Here is a 12,932-nt window from a genome sequence, read left to right on the forward strand (position 1 = left end):
GATCTTACCGTTGTCTGCTTAATAGAGAGCCTATCCTTATAGAAAGTATTCTAAAATTTGGAATTCGTTTTCAGGACGCTTCTTAGAAGCCACCCATACCGCCCATTCCACCCATGCCGCCCATGTCAGGCAGAGCTGGTTTGTCTTTTTCTGGCTTGTCAGCGACTACTGCTTCAGTTGTCAGGAACATCGCAGCAACAGATGCTGCGTTTTGCAGTGCGGAGCGAGTTACTTTCGCAGGGTCAACGATACCGGCTGCGAACATGTCTACCCACTCGCCGGAAGCTGCGTTATAGCCTACGCCGATTTTTTCGTTTTTCAGACGCTCTACGATCACAGAGCCTTCTTGGCCTGCATTCGCTGCAATTGTGCGTACAGGCTCTTCCAGGGCGCGCAGAACGATGTTCACACCGGTTTGCTCATCGCCTTCTGTTTTAACTGCCGATACAGCATTATATACGTTAACCAGAGCCGTACCGCCACCGGATACGATACCTTCTTCAACCGCAGCGCGGGTAGAGTTCAAGGCATCCTCAATGCGCAGCTTGCGCTCTTTCAATTCAGTTTCAGTAGCTGCTCCGACTTTGATTACAGCTACGCCGCCAGCCAGTTTAGCCAGACGCTCTTGCAGCTTCTCACGGTCGAACTCGGAAGTTGTGTCTTCCAGTTGAGCTTTGATTTGGTTCACACGAGCCAGAATGTCAGCAGAATCTCCGCTTCCGTCTACAACGATCGTGTTTTCTTTGGTTACGCGCACTTGACGTGCGGAACCAAGCTGGTCCACAGTAGTGGATTTCAGATCCAGACCCAGCTCTTCTGTAATCACTTGACCGCCAGTAAGGGCAGCAAGGTCTTGCAGCATCGCTTTGCGGCGGTCGCCGAAGCCTGGAGCTTTAACGCCGACACAAGTGAAGGTTCCGCGCAGTTTGTTCACTACGAGGGTAGCCAAAGCTTCACCTTCAATATCTTCAGCGATGATCAGCAATTGTTTGCCGGATTGAACGACTTTCTCAAGCACAGGCAGAATCTCTTGAATGTTCGTGATCTTCTTGTCTGTGATCAGAATGTGCGGGTTATCCAGCACAGCTTCCATCTTGTCCGTGTCGGTGATCATGTAAGGGGAGATGTAGCCGCGGTCGAATTGCATCCCTTCAACGACTTCCAGCTCCGTTACAAAACCTTTGGACTCTTCAACAGTAATTACACCGTCGTTGCCCACTTTTTCCATAGCTTCTGCGATCAGTTGTCCAACTTCATCGTCAGCGGAGGAAATAGCAGCAACTTGAGCGATGGATTGCTTGCCTTCGATTGGCTTCGCAATTGTTTTCAGCTCTTCAACAGCAGCGCGAACTGCTTTTTCGATTCCTTTGCGGATAACCATCGGGTTAGCGCCGGCAGTTACGTTTTTCAATCCTTCGCGGATCATAGCTTGAGCAAGTACAGTTGCAGTTGTTGTACCGTCACCAGCTACATCATTGGTTTTAGTTGCAACTTCTTTAACCAGTTGAGCACCCATGTTTTCGAATGCATCTTCCAGCTCGATTTCTTTTGCGATGGACACGCCGTCATTCGTGATGAGCGGGCTTCCGAATTTCTTTTCCAATACAACGTTACGGCCTTTAGGACCGAGTGTTACTTTTACCGCGTTAGCCAGCGCGTCTACCCCGCGAAGCATTGAGCGGCGTGCGTCTTCACTAAATTTAATATCTTTAGCCATGAACTTGATACCCTCCTTCGAATTTTGAAGCTTAAGTAAGTTTCATTCATCTATATGGTTTCAAAACCGGGCTTATCCCAAGATCGCGTGAATGTCGCTTTCCTTCATAATCAAATACTCTTTGCCTTCGTATTTGATTTCTGTGCCAGCGTATTTGGAGAAAATAACGCGGTCGCCTTCTTTTACTTCCAATGCTACACGAGCGCCATCCTTGATAGCTCCGCTTCCTACAGCGATTACTTTACCTTCTTGCGGTTTCTCTTTCGCTGTGTCTGGCAGTACGATGCCGCTGGCAGTCGTTTCCTCTTTCGCGATCGGTTCGATCAATACGCGTTCACCTAAAGGTCTGATCATGAAAAAATAGCCTCCTTTTGAAATGTAGTTCTCACTTTATATTAGCACTCGTTAACGTTTAGTGCTAATAACCATTTTTATAATACTAATTTGAGCAGCATTTTTCAAGTCCTTTTATCGCTTTTTAATGAAAAAGCACCCATAAATCACAACCGGTTCCTCTCCCGGCTGACGATAACCGCATGTAGACTCTTCCAGTCCTATAGCGCACTTCATGACTAAAGTTCTGCATAAGTCGGGATACAGCATGCATGGGCTTAGCTAATTTCCTTTAATCGATCTATCAGCCATCCCGGGTCCGGGAGCTTGGCTTGAAACCTGATTCTAACCTGTGATTCTTCAAAGGTAACCTGGCTAATCCCGACCCAGCTTGGAAGCTCGCTGCCTAGTGGAACGACAATTTCCTTTAGCAGTCCCGAAGGCAATGTTACAGATCGAGCGTTAAGTTGTTCGGGTATGATCCGCAAATTGGGCTTTTCCCACACAAGACGATACTGCGCCGCTGCGCCTATTTGAACCAGATCCAAATACGTTAAATTCACCCTGGCGGACATCAGATTGCCATTCAGCTTGAAATCAGCGCCTTGGAGTTCAATTCCGTTCTCCAGTTTGGGATTTTCCTGCAGATGGCCCTTGATCAAGCTATTGACCTCCTCCGAGGTTAGCGTAAGCTCAGGCTTCAGCTCGATTGCCATCTCCAGCACTTTCTTCTCCATATTTACCCGAGGAGCATCCAGGTCAAGCGGCTCTTGCGGGGCAATATAGCGGATTAATCCCCAGACTCCCAGCCCGAGCAGCAACAGCAACACGCCCAATACGGTAACAAAACGCCGGAGCAGTCTCATGGCTCTCCCTCCATCTCCGTGCCTTATATCTGATGTACGGTATGAAAATTTTGTTATCTCTATTTGGCTCAAAACCAAAATTAGTGGTTGACCACTAGGTGGAGGGGACACTGCGTAGCAGAGGATTCTTCCGATCGCTGCTCTCTCCTCTATGTCAACCACTCATTTTCAGGTTGAGCCCTCTATTTTCTATTTTAGTGCCTGCAAGGAACGACAAGCAAGTTTAAAAGGCTCCTCAAGAAGTAAAAGTCACTTCCGAGAAGCCTAAAAACGCTACATTTTACCTGTACCCTTCAAATAATCCTCTACCAGACCATCCGCGTTAATTGCAGTTGCGCCTAACCAGTCCGCATACAGATCGCCAAAGGTATTATAGAAGTAATCCGATGTATACGGACCGCTAAATTCTGCAAACAAACGGTAAATCTCCCGGACGGTATTGGTTCTTTTTTTGCCTGTTGAATCGGTCCAGGTAATTTTTTTATTCATGTCCACCTTCCGGACGTCCTCCGTCTTCACAGTCATATAGCGACCGTTGTATTGGAACAGAATCCGAGTCGATTTCTCATATTCATGTCCTCTCAGTACTTGCCAGCCTTTATTGCTGCCTCCGGCCGGTTCTGCGTATAAAGGACTCTTCAATGAGTATTCGATTTCTTTCGGAACTTTCCCGACATAATACGTGGAGGAACGGCTATGGTAGACGAGCGGAACCTCGAGTATGGTAGTTGCCGATTTCAACGACACAAACGTCGTTCCCTTATACTCAACTGTATCTGCTTTAAGCTCGATGCCGTGCAGCTTGATCGTATAACCGTTTAGCACGACCTCAGTTTTTGCCTTGACCTTAGGCAGCAAAACGACTTTTTTGTTTTGAGCAGACTTGTCGGCAGCCAACCATTTGTCAACAACAGCATCAGGAACCTCTCCGGCCGGCAACTGACCGATATAGACCGTCTTCTGATAAATATTAACATCCAGATCAAACAGCTTCCCGGCTTCCCTGATCGAAAGATAGGGCGTACCCTTGTAGAGAAGAACATTTGCCGGATAAGCCTTGCCGTCCAGTTTGATCAAATGCTGATTCACCTGAACATCGACTTTGGTGTTCTTCGATGCCGCTGCTGCTAAGCCTGCCATACTAAAAACAACGGATAATGCCAAAAGTAAAGTAGCTATCTTTTTCAAATGTAACCATCCCCTTCATTAAGGCAATTCGACATGAGGAAGGTTTTTCCTTTATTCTACAAAATTTTTCACTTTTAGACAGAATGAGCGTAATTACACATAAGGAGATATAGGCTCCTGGTCTATATGAATCCTCCAAAAGCCATGTCGCCCTTTATTATCGGTTCATCCAGCCGCCATCGACACACAGCACATGCCCATTCATATAATCGCTCGCAGAGGAAGCGAGGAAGACGGCCGGACCTTTCATATCACAAAGTTCGCCCCAGCGGCCGGCCGGGATGCGGTCAAGTATTTGCCGGCTGCGAACCGGGTCCTCGCGCAGCGCTTCGGTATTGTCTGTACTCATGTAGCCCGGAGCAATGGCATTAACCTGCACGCCCTTGGCCGCCCATTCATTGCCCAACGCCTTGGTCAAGCCTGCAATAGCATGCTTGCTAGCTGTATAACCCGGCACATTAATTCCGCCCTGGAAGGAAAGCATCGACGCGATATTAATAATTTTGCCCGATCCTTGAGCGATCATCTCCCTGCCTGCCAGTTGGCAAAGCGTGAAGACCGCATTCAAATTGACGTCGAGAACTTCCTGCCAATCCTCGAAGGTATGGTCCGCCGCAGGCGTACGCCGAATAATTCCCGCATTATTGACCAAAATATCAATTCGTCCGAGTTGCTCCAGCGTCTGCGTGATGATGCCTGGAAGCTGGCTCTGATCCCCGACGTTGGCCTGAATCGTAATTGCCTTCCTCCCAAGAGCTGTAATCTCCTGCTTCAAGTCATCAGCCGGTGTGCTGTTGGTCACCAGCGCCACATTCGCTCCCGCTTCGGCGAGGCCTAGTGCAACAGCCTTGCCAAGTCCGCGGCCTGCTCCGGTAATGACTGCTGTTTTCCCCGTCAAATCAAATAAGCTCATGTATCAAACTCTCCTTAGGCTATCAAGCCCGAATCAGTTTTGCTGCTTGTCCTTCGTATTTGGCCAGCAGTTCATCGCTAAGCCCGCTATCGGTAATGCAGCAGTCCACTTCCCTCAAGCTCGCAAAGGTAATCAACGCGCCTTTGTCAAACTTGCTATGATCGGCTACACAAAAAATTTGCTTTGCACAGGACATATACACTTTCTTGAGCCTGGCCAGCTCCTCCGTAAAAATCGTCAAACCGTACTCCAGGTGAATGCCTGTTGTGGACAGAAACAGCTTATGCACATTCAGCTTGCTGACCCACTCCAGCTCCTCGCCCCCGATTAGCAAATTATGATGTCTGTAACCGCCGGGGACGACAAGTCGAATTTGCTCCTTGAGAGCCAGTTCGCGAATAATAAGCAAATCATTGGTCAGCACAGTAAGCGGCATATTCTTGACGCGCCTGGCAATTTCCAGCGTCGTGCTGCCCGCATCAAGCGCGATAATATCGCCCGGCTCAATAAAGCGGACCGCCTGCTCGGCAATCGCCGCCTTGGCTTGTCCGTTGCGAATATTGGGAATCATGAGCGGCAGCAGGCTGTCGTCGCTCTCTGCCTCCAGCACAGCGCCACCGTGAGTGCGCTTCAGTAGCCCTTTTTCCTCGAGCTTCTCCAGGTCCTCACGGATCGTCTTCTCCGTCACCTGAAAGCTTGCGCTGAGCTCGGAAACCTTGACGCTTCCCTGCTTCTCAAGGCGCTCTATAATAATGCGATGTCGCTGTGCAGCCAGCATGAATGATTCCTCCCAAATCTGTATAGGCTACTTCAGGTCCGCCATCGGGACGACGTCCATATCCTTAAAGGTATAATTTTCTCCCGCCATTGCCCAGCAGAACGTATAACTGCTTGTACCCGCTCCCGAATGGATAGACCACGGCGGAGATATAATAGCCTGCTCATTGCCGACTACCAGATGCCGCGTCTCTGAAGGCTCGCCCATGAAATGAAACACGCGCGTCTCCTCCTTCATATCAAAGTACAGATACGCCTCCATCCGGCGGTCGTGGAGATGCGCAGGCATTGTATTCCATACACTGCCGGGCTTGAAGCGAGTAACCCCCAGCATGAGCTGGCAGCTTTGTACGCCGTCGGCATGAATATATTGATAAATTGTTCTTTCATTAGAGGTTTCGATGGAACCGAGATGAAGCGGATTCGCTTCGCTAATCAGCACTTTTCGGGTCGGCAGCGTGGCATGCGCTAGTGAAGAGCAGAAATAGATTCGGGCCGGATTCGCTTGATCCTTGCTGCTCACAATTAATTGTCTGACTCCCTTGCCCACATATAACGCGTCCAGCTTGCCAAGCTCATACGATTCCCCGTCCGCCGTAATGACAGCGTCTCCGCCGCCAACATTCAGCAGTCCGATCTCGCGGCGCTCAAGAAAATAATCCGTTTTCAAAGCATCGCCAGCTTCAATTTCCAAAGGCTCGTTCCCAGGAACGGCGCCGCCGACAATCATCCGGTCATAATGAGTATACACCATCGTAACTTTGCCTGTCTGAAACAAGTTTTCAATCAGAAAATCCTTCCTCAGTCTTTCAGTCGTGTACGTCTTGACATCTGTAGGATTAGTGGCGTGACGAATTTCCATGGGTAAGAAAACCTCCTGAATAGTATGTTTATGTTCGTTTAAAGTATAACATCACACAAACAAACATAAAAGAACTTTTTCAGAACATGCCGTACTCCAATTTATTTATGCTAGAGTAAACGTATTGCAAAAATACAAGGCCGTCCCGCATAATCCAATCGGAACGGCCTTGCATGAAGGGGCCGAAATTCAGCCCTCTTATTTTTCCTCTCTTGCTGCGCCAAGCCTCTGCTTGAGCGCCTCAAGCTGCTCATTGACTTGAGCCTGCTTTAATGGATCACGGGAGGCTGCAGGGGAGGCTGGCGCGAATGCTCCAGGACCAGGGAAGCGGGAAACTTCCGCTTCAGCCTCAAGCTGCATAATTTTTTCCTCCATTCGGGAGAAGCCGCGGACGGCGCCGCCTCCTTCAATCGTGTGATTGACCGTTCCTTGCGCAAGCTGCTGCTTCGCTTTGGCAGCCTGGGCACGGGAAGCCAGATCGGTACGCTTGGCGCGCAATGCCTGAAGCTCGCCTTTCATTTGCTCCAGTTCAACCCGAAGCTGCTCAGCTTGCGCCTTGCTTTGCTCGTACAGGCCATAGAATTGCTCCGTCTGCTGGTCATAGGCCAGCTTCTCTTCCAGATACTTGCGGGCAGCATCCTCATCCCCGACAATCACAGCCTGTTCAGCGCGCGCTTCCGCTTCAACTGCGTTCTGAACAGCAGACTCATAGCGGTTCTTCATTTGCTGCTCGTGGGTCATTTGCCTGGCAACCGTAACCTCAGCCGCCTGAACCTCTCCTTCCATGTCGCGGACATATTGATTCAGCATAATGACCGGATCTTCGATTTTATCCAGCACCTCGTTCAGCGTCGCTTTTGTCATATCTTTCACTCTTCCCAAGATTCCCATCGTTTTCATTCTCCCTTCTCATATTGAGCAATTTTGAAGCGGCATTGATCCAACTCTCTGCGAAGAGCTGCTTTTTCCAGGTCATTCATTCCTGCGTCTGCATCATAAGCCGCCACAGAACCAGTGCCATAACCGCTATATGAGGTTGCAGGCTGCGGGTCCCAATGGTCCCATTGAGTTCTTGCCGGCTCATACGCATTGTCGTACAGATTCGGTTCTTTCGGAATTACGAAGGTTGAGAGCAGATATACGATCAGCAATCCTCCGCTGGTAACTATAGTTCCTACTACAACTAGTATTCGAATCAAGGTTGCATCGAAGTTGAACCGATCAGCCAGTCCGCCGCAAATCCCACTGATCATTTTGTTTCGCCTCGAACGGTAGAGCTTCTCCATATTCCACTCCATCCTCCTTGTTGTCTCTTTATTCCAGATTCAATTTTTTCTTCAGCTGCGCAAGCTCCAGATCGACCTGCGGCTGCTTCTCGGGGCTTAGCCGGATGCCCGGAGATACTTCCTGCTGTCTGAGCTTGCGCAGGCTCTGCGCCTCCAACTCCTGATCCGATAGGCGTTCCTCCAGTTGCCGGAACATGTTGTCCGGACTTGCGCCATGCAAGCTGCTGCTCCGCTGAGTCAGTCTTTGCTGCAACCTGAGTGATTCCATTCTGGCGGTATAATAGCTCCGCTTGCTGACAGCCTCATCATATTCGCCCTTCAACTCTGCCAGCCGGTCTTCCAGCTCGATCAACGTGCCTTTGCTTTGCTCATAAAGCTCCTTGTACTGGCTGGCACGCTCATCATGTGTCGTCTTGTCCAGCAGCGCTGCCCGCGCCAGTTCTTCTTCTCCTGACTGAAGCGCTGTGACTGCCTGACGCTCACGCTGTTCCTTCTGCTGCTCCGCTTGCAGCCATTGGCGCTTCAACTGAATCGAATGCGTGGAGCATTCCCGAAACAATTGCTCTGCCTTTACCAGCTCTTCTTTCGTCGAAGCCAGAAACCGGTCGATTAGTTTAACCGGATCTTCTGCCTTGTCCAGCCTTTCATTCAAGGACGCCACTGTGATGTCCCGTACTCTGCGCAATATGCTCATAGTCCACTCCTTCCTTTCTGCTCCAATATCGTTATATGGCTGCGTTCAGCAGGTTGGTTATCATGCTTAATATCTTTTCCCCGTCAACAACGATACTCCCCAAAGAACGAGCAACACCGCCAATATCAGAAAAAGGATCTTTGAAAGCTTAGCCAGCAGCAGTACAGCGCCTACCGCAAGGAACGCCCCTCCAATGACCTTGCTGTTGTTCCTCCAGCCAACAACCCCGATTCCGATGAGCAAAAGCGGGAACAGCAGACTGAACAGCCAGCCAATCGTCACCCCGATTATCGGAAGCAAAATCCACAACCCAACCACTGCGAGCAAAATACCGATCCAAGTTTTTTCCTTCATGCCTCTCTTCACCGCCTCTCATATTTTTTTCTCGATTGCTTATGTCCTTATTGTAGATCGAAATGCGATTTGCCAGAACAGACCTGCGGCGGTTTTTCAACCTAGCTTTAGGTCGGGGTTTGAGCTGACCTTAAGGCGGAGCCTGTCGGATTTCATCGAACCTGGTCTGCTACAAGGAAAGTAAAAGTCTGGTAGAGAAAGCGTGCCAGCCATGTTATAATGAAAGCGCATTTATTTTAGACATCCGATTACTCGATCATTTTCCTCTACTTTCTTTCCTGAACCAGACACGCCGCCTTGAGTCCATCCGAACCTGCCGTATCATCGCTGCCTGACCAGAGGCTTCCCAACATGAATGTTTATGTCTGATTTGTCTGTAGAACCCACATTCAGTTTCATCCTGTCGAACCAGCGGAATGTCGTCTCACACTCCGGCTACCCCAGTTCCAGGTACATGAATTCCTTAAAAAATTGAAGGGAGGTGATGCCTGCCGACGCGGATTTGATTGTAAGCGCGTACATACCTTGGGATTCCTAATTCAAACCAGAAGAGGAGCGAAATTGAAATGAAGATTCATCGAAAATCAATGGTTCGCAAATGCTTGCTCATGTTTTGCGCGGTAATGTTAATGGTTCCTGCGGGGATGTCCTTTGCCAACAACAAGCCATTCCCACAGCATACAACGTATACAGCAGGCTCAATCAAGCCTAATCATGTAACCCAGACTGCCCTGGATAATGCAGTAAAGAACAAATGGAACAGTTGGAAAAATGCTTATTTAAGTCCGGCTTTGTCAGGACAATATTATGTAAAATATAATTCGGCGGGCGAAACCGTCTCTGAGGCTCACGGCTATGGCATGATTCTGTCGGTCATAATGGCAGGCTACGATACAAATGCCCGGACTTACTTTGACGGCTTGTACCGCTATTACCGGGCACACCCAAGCACGAATAATTCTTTCCTGATGGCCTGGAAGCAAAACAGCAGCTTTCAAAATGTAGACGGTCCAAATTCAGCCACGGATGGCGATATGGACATCGCCTATTCGCTGCTTTTGGCAGACCGGCAATGGGGCAGCAACGGAGCAATCAATTACCTCCAGGCTGCCAAAAATATCATCAATGCCATCATGAGCAATGATGTCAATCAGGCTCAATGGACACTCCGGCTAGGCGACTGGGCAACTAGCGGCAACTACAATACCGCTACACGGCCATCGGATTTCATGTTGAACCACCTCAAGGCCTTTCAGGCGGCAACTAACGATAACAAATGGAATAGTGTCACGAACAAAACGTATACGATTATTAATTCCATTTATAACGGCTACAGCTCTTCAACCGGATTATTGCCTGACTTCGTCGTACTCTCGGGAAGCAATTATCAGCCGGCTGGTCCGAACTTCCTGGAGAGCGCCAATGACGGCCGGTACTACTATAATTCGGCCCGTACGCCTTGGCGTATTGCCACAGATTATCTGTTGACCGGGGACAACCGGGCATTCAATCAATTAACCTCGTTGAATAATTTCATCAAATCCACCACAAGCAATAACCCGGCCAACATCAAAGCAGGGTACCAGTTGAACGGAACTGCGCTGGTCAATTACAATAGCGGCGCCTTCTACGCGCCATTCGGCGTGAGCGCGATGATCTCCTCGAACAATCAGACTTGGCTTAACTCCGTATGGAATTATACGGTGAACGCTTCGACAGAAGGTTACTACGAAGAAAGCATCAAGCTGTTCTCGTTGATTGTAATGTCAGGCAACTGGTGGACGTATTAATAAAGAAAGACGCCGGCACATTGCCGGCGTCTCTTCTGCATGCAGGATTGTCACAATAACATTTATTTCTGCTTGATCGGAATTCTAATTTGTTGCGGCGACAGACTCGCGGCCTCATTGTAATTTGGAATGAATGACCTGCCATAATTGCTCATTTTGTACACCGTACCGTCTTTCTTCATATACAGGGAGAAGACATCTCCTGCTGCAAGACGAACCATATTTTTGACTTTGACAAGCTTGACCGGGCTATTCTGCTGATCGGTTGAACCAGTTCCCAATTGGGCCTCGCGATTTTTCCCCCAACCCCAGGTAACCCCATCCTCATCCTGGGCAAAGAAGTGATCCCACCCTGCATAAATAGAGGTGACACGCTCCAAGCCAGGCACCCTATACCAACCTGGACTATCCGGGTCCGTATTCGTGCCGTTGCCGAACTGTCCAAAGTAATTGGAGCGGCCCTCCTCAAACTTCATCCATACGGTTCCATCCTTCTTGAGAACAAGCTCATCCATATCGCCTGCTGCAATATCGATAATTGCCTCAAGGTCCGGCTCTCTCCAGACGGTCCCGTCCTTCAGCAGCACCTGACTGTCTCCGGAAATCTTTTTCACGTTGGACAATTTTTCAAGTTGAGCCGCCTCGGACTTGCTATCATCCCATGCGTATACGCTCCCAGCCTTGGAGAGCGCCAGGAAGCCGTACCCGGATGAAATCGCAGTAATGTCAGAGAGCCCTTTCACCTGCCGCGGGCGGCGGATCTCTTCCTTAATGGAACCCCATGAAATATCATTGCTGAGTCCCCATTCCCAGACCGTCCCATCCTTCTTCAAGGCTACATTCCGGTTCAGGTAAGTGGCAACCTCGACCACATCTTTAATGCCCGGAACTAACTGCGCTTTTTCCGTTTCAACATTCCAGTCCCACACATTCCCATTAATACTAACTAGCAGAGCATGATACCTCCCGGCGGCAATGGACTTAAAATGAGTCAAATATTGCGGCGACTTATCTTTACCAGGCGTATTGCTCGCACTTACACTGCCTGCCACTAGGCTAAACGCAGCAAGCAGGAGGACGCCCGCGACCGCTGCGCGCCAGGGTTTTGAAAAATTTCTAAACATGGTATTCAAGCTCAACAACTCCTTTTTTTCTCATCGAGCGATTCCATATATTGGACGAAATCTGATTGAGAAAGTTTCAGAGTTGTGCCCTTTTTTTAAAAAATTTTTCCGAAACTAGTTGTGCTTATATGTTGTGATAATCGGGGCACTCCGAGCAATATGTGTTTATGACAACAGTAGCTTCTATCTTTATTCCCCACTACTGAATGTTAAAGTCTCACAAGCGTAAACCGCTTTGCCATCCTTTGACGGGCAAAACTTCGTTTCGTGGTGAAATATAAGCTCATTTACAAAGGGAACTTGATAAATGCTTATATTTTGAGAAAAGACGGCCCTCAGGCCGTCTTCGTTATGTCCATTCCCCTGGCGCACTTAGTCTGCCAATCCATGCTTATGGGCATAAATAGCAGCCTGTGTGCGATCATCCACACCCAGCTTGGAGAATATATTCGTAATATGATATTTAACGGTCTTAATTCCGATAAACAGCTCGTCGGCAATCTCCTGATTGGATTTGCCTTCCGCAAGCCGCTGCAGCACATCCATTTCGCGTTCCGTCAAATCTTCATGCGGCGGTTTTTGCTTTGGCGTCTGCGGCTGGCGGAAGCGGTTCATCATCTTGGCGGCTACCTGCGATTCCAGTACAGACTGGCCTCGTGCCGCGGCGCGGATGGCATCCGCGATTTCCCCGGCACGCGACGTTTTCAGCAGATAGCTGAAAGCGCCCGCCTCAATGACCGGATACATTTTGCTGTCGTCAATATAGCTGGTCAGTACGATAACTTTGCATTCCGGATATAGCTCCAACAACTTCTTCGTCGTCTCCACCCCGTCCATGCCTTCCATGACCAAATCCATCAGGACAATGTCCGGCTTGTAAGCCTGAGCCATCCGAATGCCATCCTGGCCGTTGCTGGCTTCGCCTACGACTTCAATTCCATCCTCTGTATCAAGCACCGCTGCCAGACCGATGCGCACCATTTCGTGGTCATCGACCAGCAGCACCTTTATCGGTTGCTGCATCTCCA

General features: G+C 49.2%; 14 protein-coding genes. 1 reads left to right on the top strand and 13 read right to left on the bottom strand.

Annotation, left to right across the window (positions count from 1 at the left end; genetic code table 11):
- Positions 1-82: 82 nt before the first annotated feature.
- The 11 genes from groL to JFN88_RS02535 form a co-directional block, all read right to left on the bottom strand.
- Positions 83-1,717 (bottom strand): chaperonin GroEL, encoded by a 1,635-nt coding sequence (gene groL, locus JFN88_RS02485; RefSeq protein ID WP_199017710.1) that lies wholly within the window; start codon positions 1,715-1,717, stop codon positions 83-85.
- Between the two features lie 72 nt (positions 1,718-1,789).
- Entirely contained in the window at positions 1,790-2,071 is a 282-nt protein-coding gene (gene groES / locus JFN88_RS02490) for a co-chaperone GroES (protein WP_028563175.1), read from the bottom strand.
- Between the two features lie 257 nt (positions 2,072-2,328).
- Positions 2,329-2,916, bottom strand: coding sequence for a hypothetical protein (locus JFN88_RS02495; RefSeq protein WP_199017711.1), 588 nt, complete (start codon positions 2,914-2,916; stop codon positions 2,329-2,331).
- A gap of 273 nt (positions 2,917-3,189) precedes the next feature.
- Positions 3,190-4,104, bottom strand: a complete 915-nt coding sequence (locus tag JFN88_RS02500) for a hypothetical protein (RefSeq protein WP_199017712.1) — start codon at positions 4,102-4,104, stop codon at positions 3,190-3,192.
- Between the two features lie 157 nt (positions 4,105-4,261).
- Entirely contained in the window at positions 4,262-5,017 is a 756-nt protein-coding gene (gene kduD / locus JFN88_RS02505; protein ID WP_199017713.1) for a 2-dehydro-3-deoxy-D-gluconate 5-dehydrogenase KduD, read from the bottom strand.
- A gap of 22 nt (positions 5,018-5,039) precedes the next feature.
- On the bottom strand, positions 5,040-5,795 hold the full coding sequence (locus tag JFN88_RS02510; protein WP_199017714.1) for a DeoR/GlpR family DNA-binding transcription regulator: 756 nt from the start codon (positions 5,793-5,795) through the stop codon (positions 5,040-5,042).
- Positions 5,796-5,822: 27 nt separating this feature from the next.
- On the bottom strand, positions 5,823-6,656 hold the full coding sequence (gene kduI / locus JFN88_RS02515) for a 5-dehydro-4-deoxy-D-glucuronate isomerase (protein ID WP_199017715.1): 834 nt from the start codon (positions 6,654-6,656) through the stop codon (positions 5,823-5,825).
- A gap of 198 nt (positions 6,657-6,854) precedes the next feature.
- Positions 6,855-7,547: a PspA/IM30 family protein gene (locus JFN88_RS02520; protein ID WP_199017716.1), complete on the bottom strand. Its 693-nt coding sequence runs from the start codon at positions 7,545-7,547 to the stop codon at positions 6,855-6,857.
- A 5-nt stretch (positions 7,548-7,552) separates the two neighbouring features.
- Positions 7,553-7,942, bottom strand: coding sequence for a PspC domain-containing protein (locus JFN88_RS02525; protein ID WP_199017717.1), 390 nt, complete (start codon positions 7,940-7,942; stop codon positions 7,553-7,555).
- Between the two features lie 28 nt (positions 7,943-7,970).
- A complete protein-coding gene (locus tag JFN88_RS02530) occupies positions 7,971-8,636 on the bottom strand; it encodes a PspA/IM30 family protein (RefSeq protein WP_199017718.1) in 666 nt (221 codons plus the stop codon).
- A gap of 66 nt (positions 8,637-8,702) precedes the next feature.
- Positions 8,703-8,990: a LiaF transmembrane domain-containing protein gene (locus tag JFN88_RS02535; RefSeq protein WP_199017719.1), complete on the bottom strand. Its 288-nt coding sequence runs from the start codon at positions 8,988-8,990 to the stop codon at positions 8,703-8,705.
- 566 nt (positions 8,991-9,556) lie between these two features.
- Between JFN88_RS02535 and JFN88_RS02540 the strand changes: the two genes are divergently transcribed.
- Entirely contained in the window at positions 9,557-10,780 is a 1,224-nt protein-coding gene (locus tag JFN88_RS02540; RefSeq protein ID WP_199017720.1) for a family 8 glycosyl hydrolase, read from the top strand.
- 62 nt (positions 10,781-10,842) lie between these two features.
- Here the strand turns inward: JFN88_RS02540 and JFN88_RS02545 are convergent, their stop codons facing one another.
- On the bottom strand, positions 10,843-11,904 hold the full coding sequence (locus tag JFN88_RS02545; protein ID WP_233167357.1) for an RCC1 domain-containing protein: 1,062 nt from the start codon (positions 11,902-11,904) through the stop codon (positions 10,843-10,845).
- A gap of 372 nt (positions 11,905-12,276) precedes the next feature.
- Positions 12,277-12,927: a response regulator transcription factor gene (locus JFN88_RS02550; RefSeq protein ID WP_199017800.1), complete on the bottom strand. Its 651-nt coding sequence runs from the start codon at positions 12,925-12,927 to the stop codon at positions 12,277-12,279.
- Positions 12,928-12,932 lie beyond the last annotated feature (5 nt).

It is taken from the genome of Paenibacillus roseus (assembly GCF_016424485.1).
In the GTDB taxonomy this organism is placed as follows: Bacteria; Bacillota; Bacilli; order Paenibacillales; family Paenibacillaceae; genus Paenibacillus_D; species Paenibacillus_D roseus.

Coding starts and splice junctions, on each gene's coding strand:
- groL (WP_199017710.1), bottom strand. CDS start 1,717: ATGGCTAAAGATATTAAATTTAGTGAAGACGCACGCCGCTCAATGCTT.
- groES (WP_028563175.1), bottom strand. CDS start 2,071: ATGATCAGACCTTTAGGTGAACGCGTATTGATCGAACCGATCGCGAAA.
- JFN88_RS02495 (WP_199017711.1), bottom strand. CDS start 2,916: ATGAGACTGCTCCGGCGTTTTGTTACCGTATTGGGCGTGTTGCTGTTG.
- kduD (WP_199017713.1), bottom strand. CDS start 5,017: ATGAGCTTATTTGATTTGACGGGGAAAACAGCAGTCATTACCGGAGCA.
- JFN88_RS02510 (WP_199017714.1), bottom strand. CDS start 5,795: ATGCTGGCTGCACAGCGACATCGCATTATTATAGAGCGCCTTGAGAAG.
- kduI (WP_199017715.1), bottom strand. CDS start 6,656: ATGGAAATTCGTCACGCCACTAATCCTACAGATGTCAAGACGTACACG.
- JFN88_RS02520 (WP_199017716.1), bottom strand. CDS start 7,547: ATGGGAATCTTGGGAAGAGTGAAAGATATGACAAAAGCGACGCTGAAC.
- JFN88_RS02525 (WP_199017717.1), bottom strand. CDS start 7,942: ATGGAGAAGCTCTACCGTTCGAGGCGAAACAAAATGATCAGTGGGATT.
- JFN88_RS02530 (WP_199017718.1), bottom strand. CDS start 8,636: ATGAGCATATTGCGCAGAGTACGGGACATCACAGTGGCGTCCTTGAAT.
- JFN88_RS02535 (WP_199017719.1), bottom strand. CDS start 8,990: ATGAAGGAAAAAACTTGGATCGGTATTTTGCTCGCAGTGGTTGGGTTG.
- JFN88_RS02540 (WP_199017720.1), top strand. CDS start 9,557: ATGAAGATTCATCGAAAATCAATGGTTCGCAAATGCTTGCTCATGTTT.
- JFN88_RS02545 (WP_233167357.1), bottom strand. CDS start 11,904: ATGTTTAGAAATTTTTCAAAACCCTGGCGCGCAGCGGTCGCGGGCGTC.
- JFN88_RS02550 (WP_199017800.1), bottom strand. CDS start 12,927: ATGCAGCAACCGATAAAGGTGCTGCTGGTCGATGACCACGAAATGGTG.